The organism is Anaerosporobacter mobilis DSM 15930, from assembly GCF_900142955.1.
Taxonomy (GTDB): Bacteria; Bacillota; Clostridia; order Lachnospirales; family Lachnospiraceae; genus Anaerosporobacter; species Anaerosporobacter mobilis.
The window spans coordinates 68,776-92,716 of the sequence record NZ_FRCP01000020.1; the positions used below are offsets into that span (position 1 = coordinate 68,776).

Below are 23,941 nucleotides of genomic sequence, written 5' to 3' on the forward strand. Positions count from 1 at the left end.
TGGAAATTCACTTTGTAATGCATTTAAAGGAAAATTGATATGGGACAATAATTACTGTAAATCCAGAAGGCAAAGCTTATGAAGAGTGGAAAAAGATTGCTGTCTTTATTGATGACCGCTGGGCATATGGTAGTATCCCATTATCCTATACGCAGATCATTGATCCAGATCCGAGTGAAGAGGAAGCTACACAGTATCCAGGGGAATCCAAGGTATCCTATGGTTCAAGTACCGATAAGGCAGGAAACTCCACGGGATATACTTATGATGACAATGGAAACATTACCTCTGTAGTGGATGCTATGGGGAATACTACGACTAATACCTATAATAAAAGAGGGCAAATCACTAGTACAACGGATTCCTTAGGTAATATCACAACATATGACTATGATAGTAAAGGAAACCTTACTTCTATAACAGATGCCCTAGGCAATACAACGAAGTATACCTATAATTCCAAGGGATACCTTGCTAAGGAAACAAGAGCAGATGGAAGTACAGAAACAAGAACCTATGATAGCAAAGGAAATATAGAGACCATAACGGATGGAGAGGGAAATACCGTAACATACGATTATGACGTTCTTAACCAAGTGACCAACTATACCGATGCCAATGGTGGAGTAACAAAGTATGCTTATTCCTTGAATGGTAATGTTACAAAGATTACGGATGCGTTAGGAAATGCGACAAAAACAGCGTATAATAAAGATGGTCAAGTTCTAACAGAAACAGATCAGAATGGAAGCATAACGTCGTATGCTTATGATAAGGCCACAGGATATCTTAGCTAGACAACCAATGCACTAACAGGTAAAGAAACTTATCAATATGATAAGATGGGAAATCTGTCAAAGGTAACAGCACCAGATGGGGGAATCATTACCTATACTTACGATGTATTCGGAAGAGTAGAGAGTGAAACCGATGCACTAGATGGTAAGATTACGTACACTTATGATAAGAACGGCAATACCCTACAAGAAAAAGACGAGCTAGGCAATGTAACAACCTATACTTATGATAAGTTAGATCGCGTGATTACACAAACTGATGCTGCTAAGAATACAATCACTTATGAATATGATGCCCTTGGAAGAACGGTAAAAGAAACCGATGCACAAGGTGGTGAAACCAAGTATACGTATGATAAACTTGGTAATGTAGTAGGTACAACGGATGCCAATGGACATAGTACGTCTTATACCTATGATAAAGAGAATCAAGTAACTTCTATTAAAGATGCAGAAGGTAATATCACCCAATATGGATATGATGCAAGTGGTAATACCACATCGGAAACCGATGCTCTAGGCAACAAGACAAGCTATACCTATGATGCCCTTGGAAACCAAACCAGCATAACTAATGATCTAGGTAAGGTAAGCAAGAACGAATACAATTCAAGTAGTTTATTAACAAAAGAGACGGATGCCAATGGTAATATCACAACCTATGAATATGACAAGAATGGAAATCTAAGCAAAAAAACCGATGCACTAGGTGGAGTAATTAGTTATACCTATGATAAAGCAAATCAACTGATAGAAGAAGTGGATGCCCTTGGCTCTAAGACAGTATATACCTATGATGCAAGAGGAAATGTACTTGTTAAGACCGATGCCAAAGGAAACAAAACTTCATATGACTACAATAAGTCTGATAATCTTATTAAAGTAACGGATGCATCAGGTAATGTAACGAAATACAGTTATGATAAGGTTGGCAATCTTACAGAACAAACACGTGTAGGAAAGAGCTCTGATAAGGATCAAACGACTAGCTATGAATACGACAAGAATGGAAACTTAACGAAGTTAACTGACCCTACAGGGGAAAGTATAAGCTATACCTACGATGCAGACGGAAAGCTTACAAAGGAAGTTCAGAAAGACGGAACAACCACAAAGTATACTTATGATAAGGTTGGCAATCAGAAGAAGATAACGTATAGTGATAACCGTAGCGTAAGTTATACCTATACTAGTACCGATCAAGTGAAGACAATGACTGATTGGAACGGTACAACAACTTATGAATACGATGCGAACGGACAAGTTACCAAAGTAACTGATGGTAATAACCAAACAATTGAATACACTTGGACGAAGTTAGGACAGAAGAAGTCCATCAAGTATCCAACAGGCGATAGTGTAAGCTATTCTTATGACAATAATGGAAATCTAATCAAAGTAACCGACACGAACAATGGAGTTACTAACTACACATATGATGCACTAAATCAAGTGAAGAGCAAGAAACTACCAAATGGTGCAGAGTCTACTTACACTTACGACAAGAACGGTTGGTTGAGACAGAGAGAAGAAACAAGTAATGGAGCTTCAAAGCAAAGCTACACTTACGAGTACGATAAGAATGGAAACAGAATAAAAGAAACTAAGGTTTCTTCTGGAACGACAGAAACTACTCGTTATACCTATGATGTATTAAATCAATTGACGAGTGTAGTGGACAAGAATGGAACAAGAAACTATGCATTCGATGAGTTTAATAACAGAACGGTAAAAGAAGAGATCGGTAAGGAAACTACTAAGTATTCGTATAATAATTTGAATCAGTTAGTAGAGACAGTACAAGGGTCGACGGTTGCAACCTATGACTATGATAAACGAGGAAATATAGCAGAGGTTGAGGAAAACGGAGACACAAAACAGACCTATGTCTTTGATTCTACTAACAAGATGTCTAAGGTAGTAAACTATAAGGATAATACTAGTGGTAGTGGAACGCCAACTGTAACTACAAAGTACACTTATGATGGTGTAGGAAACCGTGTTAGTGCAAAGGTTGAATTAAATGGTAGTGTAACAATTAATACAACCTATGTAGTAGATGGAGAATCAGCTTATAATGACATCATTATGGCAAAGGATAGTATAAGTGGAAAGACCTCTGTCTTTACCTTCTCAGATGAAGTAATCAGTGTTGAAACATCTGGAAATATAAGCTATTATAGAAATGATGAAAAATATAGTGTAACGGATATCCTAGATACAACGGGTAAGGTAAAGGCGACCATTGAATATGATGAATATGGTTTAATTGTCAATCCAGAAGTAGTAAGTACAGGTGGTAATATCTTTGCTTATACAGGACATGTGTATGAGGAAAGTACTGGGCTGTATTATGCGAAGGCAAGGTATTATGATGCGGGGATTGGTCGGTTTGTGAGTGAGGATAGCTATAGGGGCGAGCATGGAGACCCTGCTAGCTTGAATTTGTATGTGTATGGAATGAATAGTCCATTGAAGTACACTGATCCTAGTGGAAATATGAATTATTTTACACAAACCGATGACTTAATAAAGGGTGCAATAAAGGGAATGGGCTCTTGGTTATGGGACATAATAAAATCACCAATAGTACTTATTACTATTATTAAGCAGCTTGTATGTGGAGAATTAACAGTAAAACAAGTTTTAGAACAGGGACTTGATTATTTAGTAAAAGATGTTAAGTATGTTGCGAAACACTTAAATGTATTTAAACCTTGGAAAAAGTATAGTAATCAAACGGTTTATGAAATGGGTTATCATACAGGTAGAGTTATATGTTTGGTTGTTTCTGCTATTTTAGCAGGTAAGGGAATTGCAAGTAAATTTGGAAAATCAAAAGTTGGTAAGAAAATAATTACTAAAGCACAAAAGAGTGGAATAAAAATTACCAAGAGTACAAAAATGAAATATGATTTGCAAATATTTGCAAAACAGGGAAACAAATTAACTTCATTAACATTATATAATCCAGAATTTGCAGCCAGACAAATGTTAGATGGAGGAAAAGTGTCTGCATCAGTGTTAAAAACTCAAATACCTAAAGGAACTCCAAATACATTTAAACCATCAAGCACAATAGCAAAAGGATATAAGTACAACTTTAAAATAAATGGTACTAATATAGAAATAAAGTGGCATTCTCCTGATATGAAAGCCGCAGCGAAATATCCAGGTTCTAATTCGGGTTCTGGTTGGACAGCGCAAATTAAGATTGGAAAAAAAGTCCTAGGGGCTAATGGTAAATTTTATAAAGCACCAAGTAATCTAACACATATTCCACTAAAAGGAGAATAATGATAAATGACAAATTATTATGATTTACCGGATTATATGGAAGTAGAAGATATAAAAAAATATTTTACAGAATTTATAGACACGTATGGAAATTCAAGAACAAATGTAGAATACGCATTAGATGAACTAATTGAACTTTCAGATAGACAATGGAATACATATGAGATAATAGATGAAACTACAAAAAATAATATAGTAAAGTATTTATTTAATATTATTAGTTTAGAATCAGAAACTATTATGGATCGTATATTGTTAATCATCCCAAGATTGGGACTAAAAATAATATTTGATTATATAGTGAAGGAAAAAAGTAAAATATTAAACAAAAATGTAATAAAAGAAATAGAAGAATCAGTTATTGAATATGGTCAACATGTAGAAAATCCATACTGGGATATGTAATAATTAAATAAAATAATCATTATAGTAATTTATTATTTATGATTGGTGGATTTTATGGAGTTACTAACTACACATATGATGCACTAAATCAAGTGAAGAGCAAGAAACTACCAAATGGTGCAGAGTCTACTTACACTTACGACAAGAACGGTTGGTTGAGACAGAGAGAAGATACAAGTAATGGAGCTTCAAAGCAAAGCTACACTTACGAGTACGATAAGAATGGAAACAGAATAAAAGAAACTAAGGTTTCTTCTGGAACGACAGAAACTACTCGTTATACCTATGATGTATTAAATCAATTGACAAGCGTAGTGGACAAGAAGGGAACGAGAAACTATGCATTCGATGAGTTTAATAACAGAACGGTAAAAGAAGAGATTGGTAAGGAAACTACTCAGTATACGTATAATAACTTAAACCAGTTAGTTGAGACAGTACAAGGGTCGACGGTTACAACTTATGACTATGATAATCGAGGAAATGTAGCAGAGGTTGAAGAAAACGGAGATACAAAACAGACCTATGTATTTGATTCTACCAACAAGATGTCTAAGGTAGTAACCTATAAGGATAATGCTAGTGGAAGTGGAACTAGGGAGACGGTAACAACTAAGTACGCTTATGATGGTGCAGGAAACCGCGTTAATGCAAAGGTTGAATTGAATGGTAGTATAACAAGCAATATAATCTATGTGGTAGACGGAGAATCATCTTATAATGACATCATCATGGCAAAGGATAGCGTAAGTGGAAAGATCTCAATCTTTACCTTCTCGGATGAAGTAATCAGTGTTGAAACATCTGGAAATATAAGCTATTATAGAACTGATGAAAAGAATAGTGTAACGGATATCCTAGATACAGATGGCAAAGTAAAAGCGACCATTGAGTATGATGAATATGGTGTAATTGCCAATCCAGAAGTAGTAAGTACAGGCGGTAATATCTTTGCTTATACAGGACATGTGTATGAGGAGAGTACGGGGCTGTATTATGCGAAGGCAAGGTATTATGATGCGGGGATTGGTCGGTTTGTAAGTGAGGATAGTTATAGGGGTGAAGCGAACGATCCTGCTAGTTTGAATTTGTATGGGTATGTTAAGAATAATCCGATAATGCATAGTGATCCGAGTGGGAATATGTCAGTAGCAGCCGGAGCAGGTGCCGTAATAACAGTAAAAACTATAATTGAAGTAATTATAGGAGGAGTATCTTTTATTGTTACTATAGGTTATTTCTTTTCAAAAGAAGGACAAGAAAAATTTAAGAATGCTGTAGAGGTAATATGTAATGAAGTAAAATACACAGTTAAAAAGTTTAAAAAGAAGTTTGAACAGCAATTTGCAGCACAACTTGATTGGGGTGCTATTGTACCGTCTAATAAGAAAGTAGCTGATTCCATACCTAATCCAAATACAGGTGTAAGTGAAGATAATGCAATACGAGACAAATTGGAAGGTATTGCAAGTGAATATGGGTATGGAAAGTGCAAAGAGGCTGCTAAAGCTATGGCTAAATTTCTAAAAAAGGAGAAAAAAAAATATACTTTTTCAAGGCTATTAATGATTCCAAGAGGTTTTATTGCTAGTATATCAAAACCGAAGAAAGATGTTAGTGATAACGGAGAACATTGGGGAGTGTTGTATAAGGAAAGAATATACTGCAATATTCATCCGAGTGGTCTAGTAAAACAATCTTGGATAAATGATTTTTATGGCATGAATCCAATTGAATATAAAGAGTTTTCGGTTATTAAGTAATAATATATTTTACTATAATAAAATAAAAATCGCGAAGGTGAAATTTTGATTCCCAAGCCATTATGTTGGAATGGGCTATGTAAATTGAAACAGTTATGGTAACAAAAACGCCTCCTGAGGTAAAATAAAAATAGTTCAAAAAAACAGGAGGCGGTACAAATGGATATTATATAGTAATAAGCTAAGGAACAGAAGTAGTTATAAGGTTGAATAAAGTAAGAAATAAGAAAGTAATTAATACTTTAAGACAGGGGGAAATAATAATGGATATATTTTATCAAACACTATATATAATTCATAAAGAGTATCAAAAGTTTTTAGGGACCAAATCACTGGTAGTTTTAAGAGCTTTTATTGATGGATATGTGAATCGAGAGATGGAGATAAATCCCAGCCATCAATCAAATTTCTGGAAATTTAATAATTTTGTTGCAAGCTTTTATAATGATGACATTAATATGAATTGGGATCGTATATTAACCGCACATACGAAAACAGATGAAGAAGCTTTTGATAAATTTTTTTATCTACTTGACAAATTCTTAGAAAAGGAACCGAATTAATCAAAATTATAAAAAATAATATATATCAGAAAGGAGTGTATTGATGTATTTCTATGTAAATGCATCATGATAAATATATAATGCAAAAAAAAGTAGATTTAGTATACAAGAAATTGTTAGAGATAAATAAAAACCCTAAAATATATATTGGACAAAAATCAATTGTACTTTTAAAAGCATACATGACAGGATATATATATAGAGAGGAAGGTTGTAATTATAAATTATTAAGAGAGGAATTTAATGATTATATAAAAGAGTATTATAAAATTCCAGAGGATGTTGATTGGGCTAGAATATTATTAGCGTATACTAGTGGAGAAGAAATGGCGTTTGATATGTTTTATTATCATATAGAAGAATTTGTTAAACAAAGCCTAGATAAATGCTTCTAAGGGGTATTTGCGATGACGGCCTGTGGAAGCATTTAATTAGGTATTAATATTGAAAATGGGCTTAATGAAACTTTTGATGAAGAATTTTTGTAACAGCGATGAATTAAAGTTATTCATAAAGCTGCATATTGTAGAATGTTGAAAGTCGGTGAAAAGTAGTAATTCTAATCAAATAAATCTATAGTAAAAGACACGTTACATTGTCTGATGACAGTGTAATGTGTCTTTTACTATAGTATAAAAATAGGGTCTAGAAGTGTTTAACTACCAAACTACGTATCCCTACGATAAACTAGATCGAGGGGCTTGAATAGATTTAGTATTTAGTAATTATATTATTACTAAATGTGCAGAAAATTTTTTTGATGCATTAGTGAAAGTTAGAATAGAACTAGATAAGATAGGAGTGAAAATGTTATGTAAAGGATGTTGTAAAAAGGTGTATCCGTCTGGAATGATTTTAAATATGGGGGTAGGAAGACATGCTTATATGTTGGAATTTGGTAGAAAAGCAAGCATGAATCGTTTAGTTGATATATTTTCTAGTTGTGAAACGAGTGAGTTTGCAACAGTAAAAGAACAATATGAATATTTTAAACAGTGGATAAAAAGTTTGGAGGAACAATGAGCACAGTTTATTTTTAAAAAGTTAATGAAGAGTATGGTTGCTTTTCTAATTTTTCTAAGTATAGTTCTCTGTTAGGTGGAAAGTTATGGATTACAAGTGAGCATTATTTTCAAGCGCAGAAGTTTAAAGGTACTCAATAGGAGGAGATAATAAGAAATACTAATAGTCCAATTGAGGCAGCTAGAATGGGAAGGGATAGAGCGTTACCTTTAAGAAGTGATTGGGAATCCTCTATAAGACAAGGCGGTGCATATAGGATTACTAGTAATTCATTAACCATTAATGGGAAAGCATGGAATCTACCCACTAACTGGGATTCTCGAAAAGATGCATATGATAAAGTTATTAAAGCTTTTAAGTAATGAGAAGGGATTGATTATTTTGAAAAAAACTACTTTAATATGTTTTTTCCTTGTTACGACCATGTTATTTGTAGCATGCAAATCAAGCTATGCTAATGACATTAAAATAAATAACGTAGAAGAAAGCAAATCAAATGATGTAAATGCCTATATAGTTTATGAAAAAGAACACACTTCTTATTTTGATAATTTGTTTCAACAAGAACGTAATTTGGACGGAACATGGGGAAATATTAAAAATCTACCTGAAGATTTGTGCTTTTTTACAGGTAATAAGTTGTTGCTGGGGACAGTTTCTCACGAAGATATTTGTTATGTATACCCACCTACTAAGGAGATAGCTAGCCAATTTATAAAGTTAGGAAATTGGGAAGAGAAAAACTATTTACCTGATGAGCATATTCATATAGAGATATAATCAATGAGGAAGTAATTGAAGAAGGAAAAATTCTATCTGATAATTTTTATGTCAGTTAGAATTTTTTCTGTTACGATGTTATTATAGGCTGGCTGATGCAAGGTAAGAAATTAAGAATACAATCACCTATGAATATGATGCTAACGGACAAGTAACCAAAGTAACCGACACAAACAGTGGGGTTACTAACTACACATACGATGCATTAAATCAAGTGAAGACCAAGAACCTTTCAAATGGAGCAGAGTCTACTTACACCTATGGATAAGAACGGCTGGTTGACACAGAGAGAAGAAACTAGTAATGGAGCTTCGAAGGAAAGCTATACTTACGAATACGATAAGAATGGAAACAGAACAAAAGAAACTAAGGTTTCTTCTGGAACAACGGAAACCACTCGTTATACCTATGATGTATTAAATCAATTGACGAGCGTAGTGGACAAGAAGGGAACGAGAAACTATGCATTCGATGAGTTTAATAACAGAACGGTAAAAGAAGAGATCGGTAAGGAAACTACTCAGTATACTTATAATAACTTAAACCAGTTAGTTGAGACAGTACAAGGGTCGAAGGTTACAACTTATGACTATGATAAGCGAGGAAATGTAGCAGAGGTTGAAGAAAACGGAAATACAAAACAAACCTATGTATTTGATTCTACCAATAAGATGTCTAAGGTAGTAACCTATAAGGACAATACCAGTGGAAGTGGAAGCAGAGAGACGGTAACAACTAAGTATGTTTATGATGGTGCAGGCAACCGTGTTAATACTAAGGTTGAATTAAATGGTAGTGTAACAAGTAATACAACCTATGTGGTAGACGAAGAATCTTCCAACAATGATATCATCATGGCAAAGGATAGTGTAGGTGGAAAGACCTCCATCTTTACCTTCTCCGATGAAGTAATCAGTGTTGAAACATCTGGAAATATAAGCTATTATAGAAATGATGAAAAGCATAGTGTAGCGGATATCCTAGATACAGCTGGTAAGGTAAAAGATACAATTGAGCATGATGAATACGGTGTAATCGCTAATCCAGAAGTAGTAAGTACAGGCGGTAATATCTTTGCTTATACAGGACATGTGTATGAAGAAAGTACGGGGCTGTATTATGCGAAGGCAAGGTATTATGATGCTGAGATTGGTCGGTTTGTAAGTGAGGATAGTTATAGGGGCGAAGCGAATGATCCTGCGAGTTTGAATTTGTATGGGTATGTTAAGAACAATCCAGTAAAGTATATGGATCCTAGTGGAAATTCACAATTAGAAATTGCAAAAGATGCTATAATAATACTAGTATTTATTGTTGGTAGTATATGTACATATATAAAAGTGCGAGCTGATTATTTCAAAACAGAAGAGGGAAAACAAGCTTTAAGGAGTGCTAAAGAAGCTATTTATAATCAGATAAGATATACTGCGAAGCAATTTTCCAAATTATTAGGTTGGGCTAGTATTAGGATAGTTACTACTGTAAAAAAGATAGATAAAGCAATATCCAATACTATTAGTTGGGTAAGAGAACACATAAAAATACCAAATGCGGTTGTTAGATATAGTACTACAATAAGTTTACCGAAGTATAGAGAAGTACCAGCTGCTGAGTACACAATTGCAATTGTAAGTGTTACTAAATTAAGGCCAAACACATACTATAGTGCGTATAAAAGTGCTAAATACGGTAATATATTCATTGGTCCCCCAATTTCAATGAAAGTAGCACAGGGGATTATATTGGCTGATACTGAGGTTTACGGTGTGTTTTCATTTGGACGTAGAGAAACCAAGAAACTTATGGATTCGTTAGGACCTAATAGAGAAGATTCGCCTCATGGTGATGAAGGTTTTTATAAACATTATCATTTATTGAAAACGAATTCAAAAAATCCTAATGATCATAAAAAAGCACATGCTTGGTTTTATGGATAATGATTTAAGTATGAAGAATCCTTACATCTTAAATTGTCTGATGTTTTTGGACAATTTAAGATGTATTTAACAGATAGGACGGAAAAATTAACTTTTGGGATTTAAATAATTATAAAAATATTGATTAAAATTGATTGTAGGAGGAGTAATTTCTTATATGAGGTATTTAACAGGGCAGTTTAATGAGTCTGAAGTATTTTATCAAAGGTATTATTATCCCAATATTACTTTTAAAGAGTTTGTATATGAAGAGATGTTTGCAGAGGAACCCCCAATTGAATTCGAAGAAGCAAGGGGGATATTAGAAGCGGAATATGAGTCACTTGTTAAAAACTATTTTAACGATAAAATATATTACTATACAGAGTTAAGTAAACATATATTTAACGAAAAGGGAGAGATTATCCCATTAAATGACTATAACTTTTTTAAGTTGAGAATGTATGCTACGAAGGTTTTAATTAAATCAGATGAAGCAGATAATGCGATTAAAGAAGAAATTAATAAAATAAAAGATGGTAATTATCCAGCAGCTCTAAAAGAATTGGTAAGGTGTACTTTTCATGATTATGAGGTTGAATTTTGTGAGGATGGCGATGGAATAATTGCTAGCTACTATTTAGGAGAAGAAGAACCTTGCTATATTTATAGATTTGAGAAAGTACAGTACAGGCCAGATTTTATTATAGATCAAAGATTTTGTTCAATTATTTATGAAGAGGTATTTGAGGAAAATGGTAAAATAACATATAATATTTTAACACCGAGTCCATTTGAGGATTGCTATCCGTATAGTGATATATCCATAGAGTTCATGGACATAAACCTTATTAAAGCTTGTAATGATACATTTAGTATGAAAAAACAATCCTAGAATTGTGCAATTACTTAGTTTTTGAAAATTAATTAAGGAGAAGAACATAAGTATGAAATATTATACAGAGGAGTTATATAAATCGGTTCAATTTTATTCATATTACTTTGTTTCACAAGTTTCTTTTGATATGTTTATAATAAAAAAACTGTATACTAATGGAGCAGAATTTGAATTTGAGAGCGCCAAGCAAACAGTCGAAAATAATTATAAAGAAAATGTTCTCAATAACTTTAATGAAAAAATTTTATTTTTTTATGATTTAAAAAAATATTTAATAGATGAAAGAAGAACAGTTATCCCCTTAAATGACTACAATTTCTATAAATTAAGAATGTATGCTATTAAATGCCTAAATCAATTAAACGATGCGGAGAACGTTATTAAGGAAGAAAGACTTAAAATAAAAAATGGAGAGTATCCAATTGGAGTTAAAGAATTAGCGCAAAATTCTTTTCAAAATTATAATGCAATATTTATAAAAGATGACGAAGGATTAATTGTTCAATACTATAATGGTGATGAAGCATCAAGTCATATTTTAAGATTTTTAGGAGTTGAAAATTATACACATATAGTGTTAGATAAGCAATTAGGTTGTATTATCGGTGAGGAGATTTATGAGGAGAATAATATGATTATCTATAATGTATTATTCGATAATAAACTAAGTGATGGCAGGATAATAGAATGTTCAGTTGGGTTTAAGGATGTAAAAATAATTAATGATGATACAATAAAGGTGAAGTATTAGCTAATAAGAATGTTAAATTTAATACAAAAGAACAAGCATTAGACTTTATTGGGGGAAATGTCCTGATTTTAAGTAGGTTTGCTAGTGAGTATAGCTATAGGGGTGAGTAGAGAAAGCCTACTAATTAAACGCCTGTTACTAGGTTAAATACTATTGAAGCAAATTATATAGACATAAATCATGCAGATTAACAGCTAACTAAAACAGGGCCCCTACATATCATCTCCAATAAGATAATATGTAGGGGCCACTTAGATTCTATTATGGTTCAATACCCCAACCTAAAACATTATCTACATATGCTGTTACATATGACCAGGCTGCATAGGAATTACCAGTATCTCTAAAGGAATAATCATTAGTCTGGGTATAGTTTGACCAATCATCCTTAGCGATTCGAATCTGTAATTCAGCACTTGATCCAGGAGCAAGTGTACCAGTTGAAAAACCTGTTTCAAAGTAGTAATTGGCATTTGGATTAGAAGATGAAATAGCAGTAAAGGAACCTGTTACGTTGGCACTTCCCATACTTGCCCAATCACACCAGAAACTCTGGCTCTTTGTACTATCGATAGTATAGTAATAGCGAAGTTTCACCTTTGTTAAATCAATAGGGGTTGTCCCATTGTTAAGCAATTTATATTTGATACTTAAGGTATTACTGGAAGCAGAAGTTACTCCGTTATACATCTGCACTTCTAGATTTGATGTCACTTGTTGACTGGTATCCTTCACTGTTATCGTCAGATTCTTATCAGAGCCGGCACTAAAATCAAAGGTTAATGTTGTATTTCCAGTAGGTAGAGTACTAAGATATTCTTTTTTGATAGTTACAACGTTACCTGTTACTGTGTAATCCGTTCCAGAAACAAGTGTATTAGTTCCTCTTGTGATACCATTTAAAGTGTTACCATTAAGTGTCATGGTTACTGTAATATCCTTTTGATTAGTAACATTTTTATCAAAAGAAGATGAGGTAGGCGTAATTTCGGAGCTATTAACTGGAGGTTGAACGGATAAGCTATCACCGTAGATGATACCACGTCCGTTAGTTCCTACATACACACGACCGTAGATTCTAGGATCTCCAGTAATGCACATGTTAATCTTAGCGTATTGATGATTATCATCATTAATTCTTACCCATGAAGCACCACCATCATCGGAACGGAAGATACCACGTACTCCGTTAATCTTTGCAGTAGTATATAGCGCCATATAATTATAGCCTTCTGCAGCTTTTCCAAATCCAATAGTATCAGCTTCTTCTACATTAGAAAGTTTAGTGAAGCTGGCACCGGAATCTGTTGAATGCCATAAACCATAGGTTCCTGATTCGGCACTGCCACCTGCAAACCAAATATCACCTTCTACACCAGGCATAGTTTTGAAGGTACAGGTAGCTTTTTCAGCTTGTGAATGTACAACGGAAGAGGCATCCGTAGGAAGGCCAGTAGCTTGTGTTGGAGTGAAAGTTGAACCTCCATCTGTACTAATATAGAATACGCCTTTCTTAAATCCATAGAACTTCTTAGGATTTACCCTGTCAGAGTAGATAGAAGATTGAGCAGGTAGTCCAGTGACAGGAGTCCAAGAGTTACCATTGGTCGTTGATTTGTATACTGATATAGAGGTTCCTGAACTATTAGGGTTAGGACTCCAAAGAATAGTAGTGCCATCTGCGGATACAGCTACTTGTCCTCCACCGGCTACACCAGCTGGTTCAGAGTTTGCGGAGTACCATGTAGTTCCGCCATCATTACTAATGGCACAAGCTTTATTGGTTGTATAGTCTCTATCTACATTACCGACACGTACTACGAAATTAGGATTAGACTCAGCATAGTCAATTCCTGTTGTAGATACAAAGCTTGGGCTTGTGTAACCATAGGCTGGTACGGTAGTAAAACTCTCATGTCTAAATCCTCCAATATCGCCAAGACCACTTAAGAGATGTGAAGAACCGCTAGGTAAACTTACTAGAGAAATAACAGCAGTTTCTTCAATGCCTGTAGCGAATGGTTTAATCGTCAGGGTTTGATTACTATCCCATTTGGTAAGTTCCGTTGTTCCCATTAAGCTGGCACCCGTTCCATAAAACATACGGTCAGAGTTAAATGGATCAATTTCTAAATCACCGATCATCCATCCAAGCTGAGGCGATGGGGAATCAGAGTTAATAGCGCTATTAATACCAAAATTTAACCACGGTGAATTGGAGATATCAAGGTTATATCGAAGGGATCTGGTTGGATAAGAAGACCAAGACCAAGAACTTGTCCAAGTTTTACCACCGTCCGTACTTCTGTAGATATTGGCATCTGGCCACCAGCAGTTAAGGGTTGAAACCATTAGAGTATCAGGATGTTGGGCATCTACAGAAAGACCACCGTATCCATAGTAATTATCCTCACTGGTAGATGGGACCGGTGAGATGTTTGTCCATTGACCGTTTACAGTATTAAACTTATACACATCGCCCTTGGAACCGTCATAAGGACCGCATCCGTTACTATAGGAGATATAGAGCATACCTGTTGAAGAAAGTACACCGTGGTGAGGGAGGAAACCAGTAGGTTGTCCAGGTATGGCTTCCCAAGTAGCACCACCATCTTTACTACGGTATACACTGTTACCAGTATCAGCTGTACCAACATAGATAGTTTGAGTGGCATTACCTAAAGTAGAGCTTGATTTATCAAAAGTAATCCAAGCGATACCAATGGCATCGGAACCATAGTCGGAACCAGGATTTTGTATGTAAGTACCTGTGTTTGTAAAGCTGCTTACCTTATTCCAAGTTACACCGTAATCGGTACTCTTCCATAAGCCGTTATCTCCACGGGCACCAAAGTAAATAATATTGTTTTTATTAGGGTCTATAACCAGACGTTCACCCATACTACGGCCTGGCATATTACCTCCCACTTTGAATGGAAGGGTAGTAGATTCCCAAGTAGTACCACGATCGGAAGACCGCATGATCTGGCCATTGGTATCCCATGAGTTCGTATAGGTACCGGTTGCCATATACACTCGGTTTGTATCAATAGGGTCTGTTGCAAGTGCATCTACACCATTCTTGTTCCAATCTACCCAACCTGTGGAATCACTTATAGAAACCCAGTTTTGGGTGGACTCTTCCCACCTATAAGCACCTCCGATATCTGTTCTTGCATAGATTAGATTAGGTTCGGATTCATTGAATATAATTCCGGGAATAAAGCCACCGCCATTGATTTGTACATTATTCCATGAATATTTTTCGCTTGTAGTAGTGGTTGTAGTAGTGGCTGCTGTAGAAGCATTAGCATAAAGAGAGGGATTAGTAGAGCCGACTACAAAAATAGTAGCCATAATAACAGATAGAAACTTTCGTTTACTCACATGTTTAAACATAAAAACCTCCTTGTCCTTGTTATGATAATAAGTTATTGGGTTAATAAGTATTAAATAGGATTACATTGTTTGATACGTTCTGCGAAAGTTAGATTAGAGTAAACTTAGAAGTAATGAAAAGTTATCAATTGTCAGAAAACGATTACGTAATAATATGTAAAATAATTACATTTAAAGTGTAGCATGTGCTGTGTTTTTTGTCAATAGCATATAAAAAGAAATGATGAAATATGTATTATATAGTAAATATTACTCAATTTTGAGTTGCTAATATAAGTACTAAAGTATCGTATATATTTTTAATAATGCCTAAACGCCATAATTACGGTAGATAGCTATACATTTGATAAAAGTAATCGTATTCGGACCTAAGACAACTATACTAGAAATGCAAAAACAAAATGCACAACAAGATACAAGGAAAAGAAAGGAAAGCTTTATAAGAATAAGAATGGGGCCGTAGAAAAATATAGTTTGAATGACTATAACATATTTTTTGGACAGAATGCATTAATATACAACATGTGTGTGAAAACATTCTGTCTTAAAAATATGCAAAAATATAAATTCTGCAACAGCCTCTTTATTGAATAAGTCTAATAAATGTCTTGATAAATAACATTTTAGTATACCATTTGCATGGTAATCCCTTGCGGATAATCACCGTATTTTTCGCCAAATATATTAATACCACCTACATATCTAGCATTTTCTTTAATTTCAATTCTGAGTGTAATATATGGATTTTTCTGAATATCTAACAAAGCTATATTAATATTACGATTTACCAGTTCACCATCTAGATAGCCACCATCATTCCTAACACTGAAGGTCTTCAAGAGTCCATACTGTGTTCGGCCATTAGGCCATGTACTTGGAGTTAACTTTCCTCTCCTAGCTCCATAATCACCTGGTGAGCGATAAGTGTGTAATTCATATCCATTTATAGAAATTGTTATATCAGAGGGCCATACTTCTTGATAACCGGGAGCTTCTGAACAGATTTCCATTAAGAAGGAAAGTTCATGAAGGTCTAAAAGAGGATTATCAATATTAGGAAAACGATATTCAATAAAACCTTTCTGAAACCAGATAAGCTGAGCATGCATTCGCTGTGGAGAATAGAAGGACTTTACATTATCATAAGTATCAATAATTCCGTTTTCATCTGCTAGTCCACAAGTAGGGGAGATCTCACATTGGAAGTAACTTCCGATGGGGATATCCATTGTTAACATATTATTAGTAGAATCTGTTTCGCTATCAAATGTTTGTAAATATAGTGATTGCATACTGCAAGTACAAACACGCATTGAACCATGCATTCCGGGTTGCGATTCCGTAATAATAAGTCCAGCTTCTTCTAGGTTTTTAATATGTAGAGCAGTAGAAGAGGCTGGTATATCAAGTGTATCAGAGATTTCTTGTATAGACATAGTGGTGTTTTTTAGAATATTAATTATTTTTAGCCGAGTAGGTGAGGATAGGGCCTTTGCAATTTTTGCAATTTTATCATGTTGATCCAGATTACTTAGGTGTAAGCTAAAATCTCTTTCGCCATTAATCTTAAAAGGAGTTGTTTTTGTTTTCTTCATAATATTTCCTCTTTATTCCCTTTCTTTTTGTTTTTTTGTTAACGTCGATTCCTATAGCATATCTTTATTTTATAATTTATAGAATAAAAAATAAAGTTAAATAAATTATGTTTTAAATGTTTGTGAAATAGTAACAAAAATAATATATTATAATAGCTGTTTATTGACCTTATTAATAAATAGTGATAACATAAATATCATAATAAACAAACATCAATAGCATAAACAACAACAATTATGTTGTGTTTGGAGAAGGTATTGATCACTTTTAGGAGGTAAAATATGAGGAAAATGAAAAAAATTGCAACTTTTATTATGGCAGCCGTTTTAACAGTATCTTTAGTGGGGTGTAGCTCAAATGGGAACAAAACGTCGAGCGATAGCAAAGATAATGCATCTGAACAAGCAACCGGAGATAATGAAAGTAGTACAGGTGGGGTATTAAAGGGAAAGACAGTTGGTTTTTCACAAACCGATAGTATGTCTTCATGGAGAACGACGGAGACAGATTCCATTAAAGCAGCAGTTGAGGAAGCAGGTGGTAAATTCATTGTAAAAGATTCTGGTGGGGATATTGCAACACAAGAAACTGATATTCGTGATCTTGTAGCCGCAGGGGTAGATTATCTTGTAGTGGCACCACTTGAGAATAATGGGCTTCAAGGTGCATTGAAGGAAGCGATGGACAATGAAATTCCAGTAATTCTTGTAGACCGTGCAATAGATGGTGAAGTTGGTACACATTTTACTACAGCTATTATGTCGGATTTTGTTTGGGAGGGAGAACAGTGTGCGAAAGCACTTATGGAAGCTCTGCCAGATGGAGGTAATGTGGTAATTATTAACGGTGGATACGATTCTTCTACTTCTACAGATAGACAAGAGGGGTTTGTAAATGCATTGGATACTTCTAAATACAATATCGTAGCAGAGCAAAATGGAGAATGGTTAATGGACAAAGCACAATCTGTTATGGAGAATATCATTCAAGCACAAGGTGGCGAGAACATTGATGCGGTTTTCGCTGTAACAGATGATATGATTCAAGGTGCTAAAACAGCAATTGAAGCAGCAGGTTTTGAACCAGGAAAAGATATATTGACACTTGGAATTGATGGAACAAGAGCAGCTTTTGAAGATATTGTAGCTGGTAAGCAACTTGCTTCTTGTACTTGTTCTCCATACTTTGGACCTGTAGTTGTTGATACCATTACAAAACTAATCAAAGGAGAAACTGTACCAGAGAATATTACAAACGAAGATGTCTTATATACAAAAGATAATGTTAATGTTGAGCTAGGATATTAAATCGGTATTTTAATTTAGGACCACCTAGGGCATGCCTTAGGTGGTCCTATAAGAGAAAGGAGCCAAAATGTCAGAAAAATTACTAGAAATTAATAATTTGGAAAAAACCTTCCCCGGTGTTAGGGCTCTTAAGGGAGTTAAATTAACGGTGAATAAAGGCGAAGTTCATGCACTTATGGGAGAAAATGGTGCAGGAAAGTCTACGTTGATTAAAGTACTGACAGGCATTTATCAAAAAGACGGTGGAACAATTTTGTTTGATGGTGAGGAAATTAATGCGAGGACACCAATAGAAGCCAATGAAAAAGGAATTTCTACAATCTATCAGGAACTAAATTTGGTTTTATTCCAGACGGTATATGAAAATTTGTTTTTGGGAAGAGAGCCAAGGACAAAATTTGGTAACATTGACAGAAAGAAAATGATAGCCGAAGCAGATAGAATACTTGGTGATTTGGGAATTCATATTGATGTAGAAAAGCCGCTGAAGGCATACTCTACAGCAATTCAACAAATGGTTGCAATTGCAAGAGCAATTAGTACGAACACTAAATTAGTAATTATGGATGAACCAACTTCATCATTAGATGCTAATGAAGTGCAAATTCTATTTAGAATCATTAGAAAACTAAAGAATCAAGGAATTAGTGTAATTTTCATAAGTCATAAACTGGATGAAATTTTTGAAATCTGCGAAAGATTGACCGTTTTCAAAGATGGTGAATATGTTGGTAATTACGATGTAAAAGAACTTGATCAATTAAAGCTTATTTCTCTAATGGTAGGAAGGGATGCAGTTAAATTAGAGAGGAAGAAGGAAGGATATAACTTTTCAAAAGCGGAAGAGCTTATGAGCGTCAAGGGCGTGAAGCAAGGTATGCGATTGAATGGGATTGATATAGATATAAAACAAGGTGAAGTAGTAGGACTTGCTGGATTATTGGGCTCGGGAAGGACAGAGCTTGCACAAGTGATATTTGGTGCTAATGCAATGGATGAAGGAGAAATCTTCTGGCATGGAAATTCTGTAAAAGTTAATTCTCCGGCGGATGCAATTAGTAAAGGAATGGGATATTGTACAGAAGATAGAAAGGTGGAGGGAATTATACCTCATCTTTCTGTAAAGGAAAATCTTACAATTGCCTTGCTTCCTAAGATTAGCAAGTTTGGTTTTGTAAATAAAAAAGAGCAGGATAGGATTGTAAAACAGTATATAGAACGTTTAAAAATAAAAACACCGACGCCAGAACAAGCAATATGTAATCTAAGTGGAGGAAACCAACAGAAGGTATTACTTGCACGGTGGATGTGTATGAACCCTAAATTGATTATCATGGATGAACCAACAAGAGGAATTGATGTAGGAGCGAAGGCAGAAATAGAACAATTAATTCAAGAACTATCGGATAATGGGATTTCTGTACTTATGATTTCTTCAGAAATTGCAGAACTAGAAAGAAATTGTGATCGTATTGTTGTTATGCGAGAAGGTAAAAAAATTGGTGAGCTAGTTGGTGACAGCATAAGTTATGAAAAAGTCATGGAGACAATTGCCAAAGGTAGTAGTCGGGAGGTGCAAAGTAATGTCAAAGGATAAAATGCTAGTATTTTCAAAAAAGTATAGTGCTCTTATATTACTACTATTCTTTATTATTCTAAACAGTATAATAACTCCTAACTTCTTTCGGATGAGTAACTTAAATAATATAATAACTCAGATTTGTCCAATCATTCTTTGTGGTATGGGTATGACATTGGTAATCTCAACTGGTGGAATTGATATTTCTGTTGGTTCTGTTATGGCTCTATCAGGGGTACTAACAGCCAAATTAATGACCAGTATGGGACTAGTCCCTGCCATTTTAGTTTCTCTTATCGTGTGTATAGGAGTTGGATGTTTCACAGGTGTTATGGTAGGAAAATTAAAATTACAAGCAATGGTAGTAACTCTAGGTTTGATGTTAGGGATTAGAGGGGTTGCTCAGGTTCTTTGTGGAGGTCGTGATATCTACCTGAATAAACTGGGTGAAGTTGGAGAACAGCTATCCTTTCTTGGTACATATAAGTTAGGTAAAGTTGTTCCAATTCAAATTATACCAATTGTCCTTTCTATAGTTATAGTGTGGATTATTATTGAAAAAACCGTTCTGGGAAGAAGAATTCAGGCGGTAGGTGATAGTATCAAATCAAGTTCCTTGTCAGGAATCAATACAGCTAGAACTATGATGATTGTATACGGAATGAGTGCATTGTTTGCGGCATTTGCGGGAATTTTTCAAACTGCTAAGGTAGCAGTGGCAGCGGGTAGTTCTTTAGGACAATTAGCAGAGCTTGATGCAATTGCGGCAGTTGTAATTGGCGGAACTCCAATGAGTGGTGGTAAAGCTAGGGTTATAGGAACAGTAGTAGGTGCGTTGATTATGCAGATGATTACTCTTACTTGTGTAATGAATGATATACCAAGTCAGTACGCACAAGTATTTAAAGCTATTATCATTGTTTTTGCAGTGTTTATCCAAAGAGAAAAAAGAAAGTAGGAGGTTAAGAAGTATGAAGACAATAAAGAAATATTATAACTGGTTTTATTCTAAAAGTACTATCTTAGCATTTTTACTTTTGGTGATTGTAGCTAGTCTTGTTTTTTCTGATCAAAACTTTATGTCAACCACTAACGTCTTTAACATTCTATTAAAAGTTGCTAAAAATGGTGGCTTTTTAGCACTTGGCATGACATTTGTTATTCTATGTGGTGAAATTGATTTATCTGCTGGTGCAGTCTTTGCTTTAAGTGGTGTAGTAATGGGACTGGTTGGACAGGTGAATCCGTTCCTAGGAATTATTGCAGGAATTTTGGTAGGTGTTATTTCAGGATATATGATTGGTTTCATGGTAACAAAGATGAGAATTTCTTCTTGGATTGCATCTCTTGCTATGTTATTTGCATTAAGAGGTGCCATTCAGATTGTAGCTGAGAAATCAGTAGTTATTAAAGGTTCTGTCCTGACATTTGCGGATGCGAAGATACTACCAGGTGTATTTGCAGGACTAAAAAGTGGTATCTCGATTTTAATTCCGATCTTATTTATTTTGACCTTCTTATGTATGTATATTTCACGCCATACGAAGTTTGGTATTGGTCTTTATGCTGTTGGAGGCAATGGAGAGGCTGCTAGAATGATGGGAATTGATGTAGATCGTATCAAAGTAAAGGCGTTTGTCTGCTCAGGACTCATTGCTGCATTCTCAGGGGTTTTGCTCGCATCAAGTTCTGGTAGTGCTACATTAAGTGCGGGTAACACTTATGAAACTTATGCCATTGCCATGTGTGCAATTGGTGGTGTTAAGTTGTCCGGAGGAGAAGGTAAGTTTTCGGGAACGTTTTTCGGTATGCTAATTTACTTTATTATTAATACAATTTTTACCTACTTGCCAACAGGAGTTTCTGTGCATTGGCAATCCATCATCATGGGAGCGCTAGTTCTAATTTCGGTGGGAGTTCAATCTGACTACTTTAAAACATTAAAAGGAAGTAAAAGAATAGTGAGGCATAAGAGATGAAGCAGTTAATGACAAAATGGGGTAAGAAGGTAGACAATAAGGATGTTTTAAAAGAATATCCACGTCCCAATCTTGTGAGAGACAGTTATTTGAACTTAAATGGCGAGTGGGAATATGCAATCACTAAATCAAAAGATATAGAGAAATATGACGGTAATATAGTAGTACCATTTTCCCCAGAAGCATATTTATCGGGAGTACAACGAATTGTACAACCCGATGACTATCTCCATTACAGATGTAAGTTTATGTTAGATACGGATTTTATAAAGAAACGCCTTATTTTACACTTTGGTGCGGTTGATCAAGAATGTGAAGTGTCTTTGAATGGAATCAGAATAGGAGAACATAAGGGAGGGTATCTTCCGTTTTCCTTTGACATAACGAATGAAATGAGAATAGGAGAAAATACGTTAACCTTATGCGTAGTAGATAGGACGGAAAAAGCGCCACATGCAAGAGGAAAACAAAAACTTGTCAAGAAAGGGAAATATGGTTCTTTGTTCTATACTCCTAACAGCGGAATATGGAAAACGGTATGGCTCGAAAGCGTAAGCGAAGAATATATTACAAATCTAAGGGTAACTCCATGTTTTGATGAATCCGCAATTACAGTCTTAGTATCAACGAATGGGGAACCAAAAGAAGCGAACATACGAATTCTATTCAAAGACAACGTAGTGGAAGAAACAATAATTCAAACAGATAAGACCGTTAAGATAGTATTGGATTCATTTAAGTCTTGGACTCCAGACGAACCAAATTTATATGATATTGAAATCGATACAGGAACTGATAAAGTAACATCGTATTTTGGTATGAGAAAGTTCTCAACGGGTAAAGATAAAAATGGTATATTAAGGTTCTTTCTAAATAACAAGCCTTATTTTTTCAATGGTCTGCTAGATCAAGGCTACTGGCCTGAAAGTTTGCTAACTCCTCCTAGTGATGATGCACTTAAGTATGATATTATTAAACTAAAGGAATTAGGTTACAATACCATTCGTAAACATATTAAAATTGAATCGGAACGCTTCTATTACCATTGTGATAAAATCGGAATGATTGTTTGGCAGGATATGCCCAATGGTGGCGGGGACTATAATATGGTGTTTGTAACTTACTTACCTAATGCTTTCAATTGGTTTGCTAGAGGAGTAAAAGATAGCTTATATTCTTTGTTCAAAAGGCGAGATGAAGAAGGAAGAAGGCAATATTACAATGATCTAGAAGGAATGGTAAATCAATTATATAATCATCCGTCAATCGCTGTATGGGTACCATTTAATGAAGGTTGGGGCCAATTTGATGCTAATATGGCGACTAAGAAGATTTGTAAACTCGACTCTACAAGACTAGTTAATGAAGCCTGCGGCTGGTTTGATCAAAATGGTGGTGATATGTATAGTATCCATAATTATATCCGAAAACTGAAAGTGAAGCCACAAAGTAATCGTGTAGTAGCACTTACAGAATACGGAGGATATTCTTATCCAGTAGAGAACCATGTTGCTTGCGAAAAAGAATTTGGATACAAATCTTATAAAAACGCAGAGGAATTAACAGAAAATTATAAAAGACTTTGGGAAGAAGAGATTTATCCAAATATAAAAGATGGACTATGTAGCGCGATCTATACACAGACAAGTGATATTGAAGAAGAAATTAATGGATTAATGACATATGACCGTGAAATAGTTAAGATAAAAAAGGAAGTAGTGAAAGCATTAAATCAAAAATTAAAAGATATATTCCAAAGAACAGTATAACTATAGAAAACAGAAAAACATAAATAGAAAAAAGATATAGAAAAAAATATAGAAAAATAAAGATGTAAAACAAAAATCATAAAACAAAAATTGTAAAATTATGAAAACCAAAAGCAGTT

General features: G+C 34.6%; 19 protein-coding genes. 17 read left to right on the forward strand and 2 right to left on the reverse strand.

The window, feature by feature from the left end; genetic code table 11:
* Positions 1-302 precede the first annotated feature (302 nt).
* The 12 genes from BUB90_RS18325 to BUB90_RS18380 all read left to right on the forward strand — a co-directional run bounded on the left by BUB90_RS18325 (position 303) and on the right by BUB90_RS18380 (position 12,193).
* A complete protein-coding gene (locus BUB90_RS18325; RefSeq protein ID WP_139241802.1) occupies positions 303-797 on the forward strand; it encodes an RHS repeat protein in 495 nt (164 codons plus the stop codon).
* Between the two features lie 45 nt (positions 798-842).
* A complete protein-coding gene (locus tag BUB90_RS18330; protein ID WP_073290081.1) occupies positions 843-4,094 on the forward strand; it encodes an RHS repeat-associated core domain-containing protein in 3,252 nt (1,083 codons plus the stop codon).
* A 6-nt stretch (positions 4,095-4,100) separates the two neighbouring features.
* Positions 4,101-4,499, forward strand: a complete 399-nt coding sequence (locus BUB90_RS18335) for a hypothetical protein (RefSeq protein ID WP_073290083.1) — start codon at positions 4,101-4,103, stop codon at positions 4,497-4,499.
* 38 nt (positions 4,500-4,537) lie between these two features.
* Complete coding sequence (locus BUB90_RS18340; RefSeq protein WP_073290085.1) at positions 4,538-6,262, forward strand: RHS repeat-associated core domain-containing protein; 1,725 nt, start codon at positions 4,538-4,540, stop codon at positions 6,260-6,262.
* Between the two features lie 263 nt (positions 6,263-6,525).
* Positions 6,526-6,825: a hypothetical protein gene (locus tag BUB90_RS18345; RefSeq protein ID WP_073290087.1), complete on the forward strand. Its 300-nt coding sequence runs from the start codon at positions 6,526-6,528 to the stop codon at positions 6,823-6,825.
* Between the two features lie 80 nt (positions 6,826-6,905).
* Positions 6,906-7,220, forward strand: coding sequence for a hypothetical protein (locus tag BUB90_RS18350; protein ID WP_139241803.1), 315 nt, complete (start codon positions 6,906-6,908; stop codon positions 7,218-7,220).
* 412 nt (positions 7,221-7,632) lie between these two features.
* Complete coding sequence (locus tag BUB90_RS18355) at positions 7,633-7,848, forward strand: hypothetical protein (protein ID WP_084139365.1); 216 nt, start codon at positions 7,633-7,635, stop codon at positions 7,846-7,848.
* Positions 7,849-8,033: 185 nt separating this feature from the next.
* A complete protein-coding gene (locus BUB90_RS23620) occupies positions 8,034-8,210 on the forward strand; it encodes a hypothetical protein (protein WP_170865531.1) in 177 nt (58 codons plus the stop codon).
* Between the two features lie 19 nt (positions 8,211-8,229).
* A complete protein-coding gene (locus BUB90_RS18360) occupies positions 8,230-8,628 on the forward strand; it encodes a hypothetical protein (RefSeq protein WP_139241804.1) in 399 nt (132 codons plus the stop codon).
* Positions 8,629-8,864: 236 nt separating this feature from the next.
* Positions 8,865-10,565: an RHS repeat domain-containing protein gene (locus BUB90_RS18370; RefSeq protein WP_073290095.1), complete on the forward strand. Its 1,701-nt coding sequence runs from the start codon at positions 8,865-8,867 to the stop codon at positions 10,563-10,565.
* 157 nt (positions 10,566-10,722) lie between these two features.
* Entirely contained in the window at positions 10,723-11,439 is a 717-nt protein-coding gene (locus BUB90_RS18375) for a hypothetical protein (protein WP_073290098.1), read from the forward strand.
* Positions 11,440-11,491: 52 nt separating this feature from the next.
* The gene (locus BUB90_RS18380; RefSeq protein WP_073290100.1) at positions 11,492-12,193 is read left to right on the forward strand and encodes a hypothetical protein; all 702 of its coding nucleotides are present in this window, start codon (positions 11,492-11,494) and stop codon (positions 12,191-12,193) included.
* Positions 12,194-12,454: 261 nt separating this feature from the next.
* Here the strand turns inward: BUB90_RS18380 and BUB90_RS18385 are convergent, their stop codons facing one another.
* Both BUB90_RS18385 and BUB90_RS18390 read right to left on the reverse strand, forming a co-directional pair.
* Positions 12,455-15,592: a X2-like carbohydrate binding domain-containing protein gene (locus BUB90_RS18385; protein ID WP_073290102.1), complete on the reverse strand. Its 3,138-nt coding sequence runs from the start codon at positions 15,590-15,592 to the stop codon at positions 12,455-12,457.
* 623 nt (positions 15,593-16,215) lie between these two features.
* Positions 16,216-17,187, reverse strand: coding sequence for an ArsR/SmtB family transcription factor (locus tag BUB90_RS18390; RefSeq protein ID WP_073290104.1), 972 nt, complete (start codon positions 17,185-17,187; stop codon positions 16,216-16,218).
* Between the two features lie 282 nt (positions 17,188-17,469).
* On the opposite strand from BUB90_RS18390, the gene BUB90_RS18395 reads away from it, so the two are divergent.
* The 5 genes from BUB90_RS18395 to BUB90_RS18415 all read left to right on the forward strand — a co-directional run bounded on the left by BUB90_RS18395 (position 17,470) and on the right by BUB90_RS18415 (position 23,822).
* Positions 17,470-18,495, forward strand: a complete 1,026-nt coding sequence (locus tag BUB90_RS18395) for an ABC transporter substrate-binding protein (RefSeq protein ID WP_242952572.1) — start codon at positions 17,470-17,472, stop codon at positions 18,493-18,495.
* Between the two features lie 67 nt (positions 18,496-18,562).
* Complete coding sequence (locus BUB90_RS18400; RefSeq protein WP_073290107.1) at positions 18,563-20,092, forward strand: sugar ABC transporter ATP-binding protein; 1,530 nt, start codon at positions 18,563-18,565, stop codon at positions 20,090-20,092.
* Positions 20,079-21,032, forward strand: a complete 954-nt coding sequence (locus tag BUB90_RS18405; protein ID WP_073290109.1) for an ABC transporter permease — start codon at positions 20,079-20,081, stop codon at positions 21,030-21,032. Before BUB90_RS18400 ends, BUB90_RS18405 begins: the two co-directional genes overlap by 14 nt.
* Positions 21,033-21,045: 13 nt before the next feature.
* Positions 21,046-22,053, forward strand: coding sequence for an ABC transporter permease (locus tag BUB90_RS18410; protein ID WP_073290111.1), 1,008 nt, complete (start codon positions 21,046-21,048; stop codon positions 22,051-22,053).
* Positions 22,050-23,822, forward strand: coding sequence for a glycoside hydrolase family 2 protein (locus BUB90_RS18415; protein WP_073290114.1), 1,773 nt, complete (start codon positions 22,050-22,052; stop codon positions 23,820-23,822). Before BUB90_RS18410 ends, BUB90_RS18415 begins: the two co-directional genes overlap by 4 nt.
* The last annotated feature ends 119 nt before the right edge of the window (positions 23,823-23,941 follow it).

What these genes read in the sequence shown, in the direction of transcription:
- BUB90_RS18325 (WP_139241802.1), top strand. Translation starts at nt 303, where the DNA reads ATGGGGAATACTACGACTAATACCTATAATAAAAGAGGGCAAATCACT.
- BUB90_RS18330 (WP_073290081.1), top strand. Translation starts at nt 843, where the DNA reads ATGGGAAATCTGTCAAAGGTAACAGCACCAGATGGGGGAATCATTACC.
- BUB90_RS18335 (WP_073290083.1), top strand. Translation starts at nt 4,101, where the DNA reads ATGACAAATTATTATGATTTACCGGATTATATGGAAGTAGAAGATATA.
- BUB90_RS18340 (WP_073290085.1), top strand. Translation starts at nt 4,538, where the DNA reads ATGATTGGTGGATTTTATGGAGTTACTAACTACACATATGATGCACTA.
- BUB90_RS18345 (WP_073290087.1), top strand. Translation starts at nt 6,526, where the DNA reads ATGGATATATTTTATCAAACACTATATATAATTCATAAAGAGTATCAA.
- BUB90_RS18350 (WP_139241803.1), top strand. Translation starts at nt 6,906, where the DNA reads ATGCAAAAAAAAGTAGATTTAGTATACAAGAAATTGTTAGAGATAAAT.
- BUB90_RS18355 (WP_084139365.1), top strand. Translation starts at nt 7,633, where the DNA reads ATGTTATGTAAAGGATGTTGTAAAAAGGTGTATCCGTCTGGAATGATT.
- BUB90_RS23620 (WP_170865531.1), top strand. Translation starts at nt 8,034, where the DNA reads ATGGGAAGGGATAGAGCGTTACCTTTAAGAAGTGATTGGGAATCCTCT.
- BUB90_RS18370 (WP_073290095.1), top strand. Translation starts at nt 8,865, where the DNA reads ATGGAGCAGAGTCTACTTACACCTATGGATAAGAACGGCTGGTTGACA.
- BUB90_RS18375 (WP_073290098.1), top strand. Translation starts at nt 10,723, where the DNA reads ATGAGGTATTTAACAGGGCAGTTTAATGAGTCTGAAGTATTTTATCAA.
- BUB90_RS18380 (WP_073290100.1), top strand. Translation starts at nt 11,492, where the DNA reads ATGAAATATTATACAGAGGAGTTATATAAATCGGTTCAATTTTATTCA.
- BUB90_RS18385 (WP_073290102.1), bottom strand. Translation starts at nt 15,592, where the DNA reads ATGTTTAAACATGTGAGTAAACGAAAGTTTCTATCTGTTATTATGGCT.
- BUB90_RS18390 (WP_073290104.1), bottom strand. Translation starts at nt 17,187, where the DNA reads ATGAAGAAAACAAAAACAACTCCTTTTAAGATTAATGGCGAAAGAGAT.
- BUB90_RS18395 (WP_242952572.1), top strand. Translation starts at nt 17,470, where the DNA reads ATGAGGAAAATGAAAAAAATTGCAACTTTTATTATGGCAGCCGTTTTA.
- BUB90_RS18400 (WP_073290107.1), top strand. Translation starts at nt 18,563, where the DNA reads ATGTCAGAAAAATTACTAGAAATTAATAATTTGGAAAAAACCTTCCCC.
- BUB90_RS18405 (WP_073290109.1), top strand. Translation starts at nt 20,079, where the DNA reads ATGTCAAAGGATAAAATGCTAGTATTTTCAAAAAAGTATAGTGCTCTT.
- BUB90_RS18410 (WP_073290111.1), top strand. Translation starts at nt 21,046, where the DNA reads ATGAAGACAATAAAGAAATATTATAACTGGTTTTATTCTAAAAGTACT.
- BUB90_RS18415 (WP_073290114.1), top strand. Translation starts at nt 22,050, where the DNA reads ATGAAGCAGTTAATGACAAAATGGGGTAAGAAGGTAGACAATAAGGAT.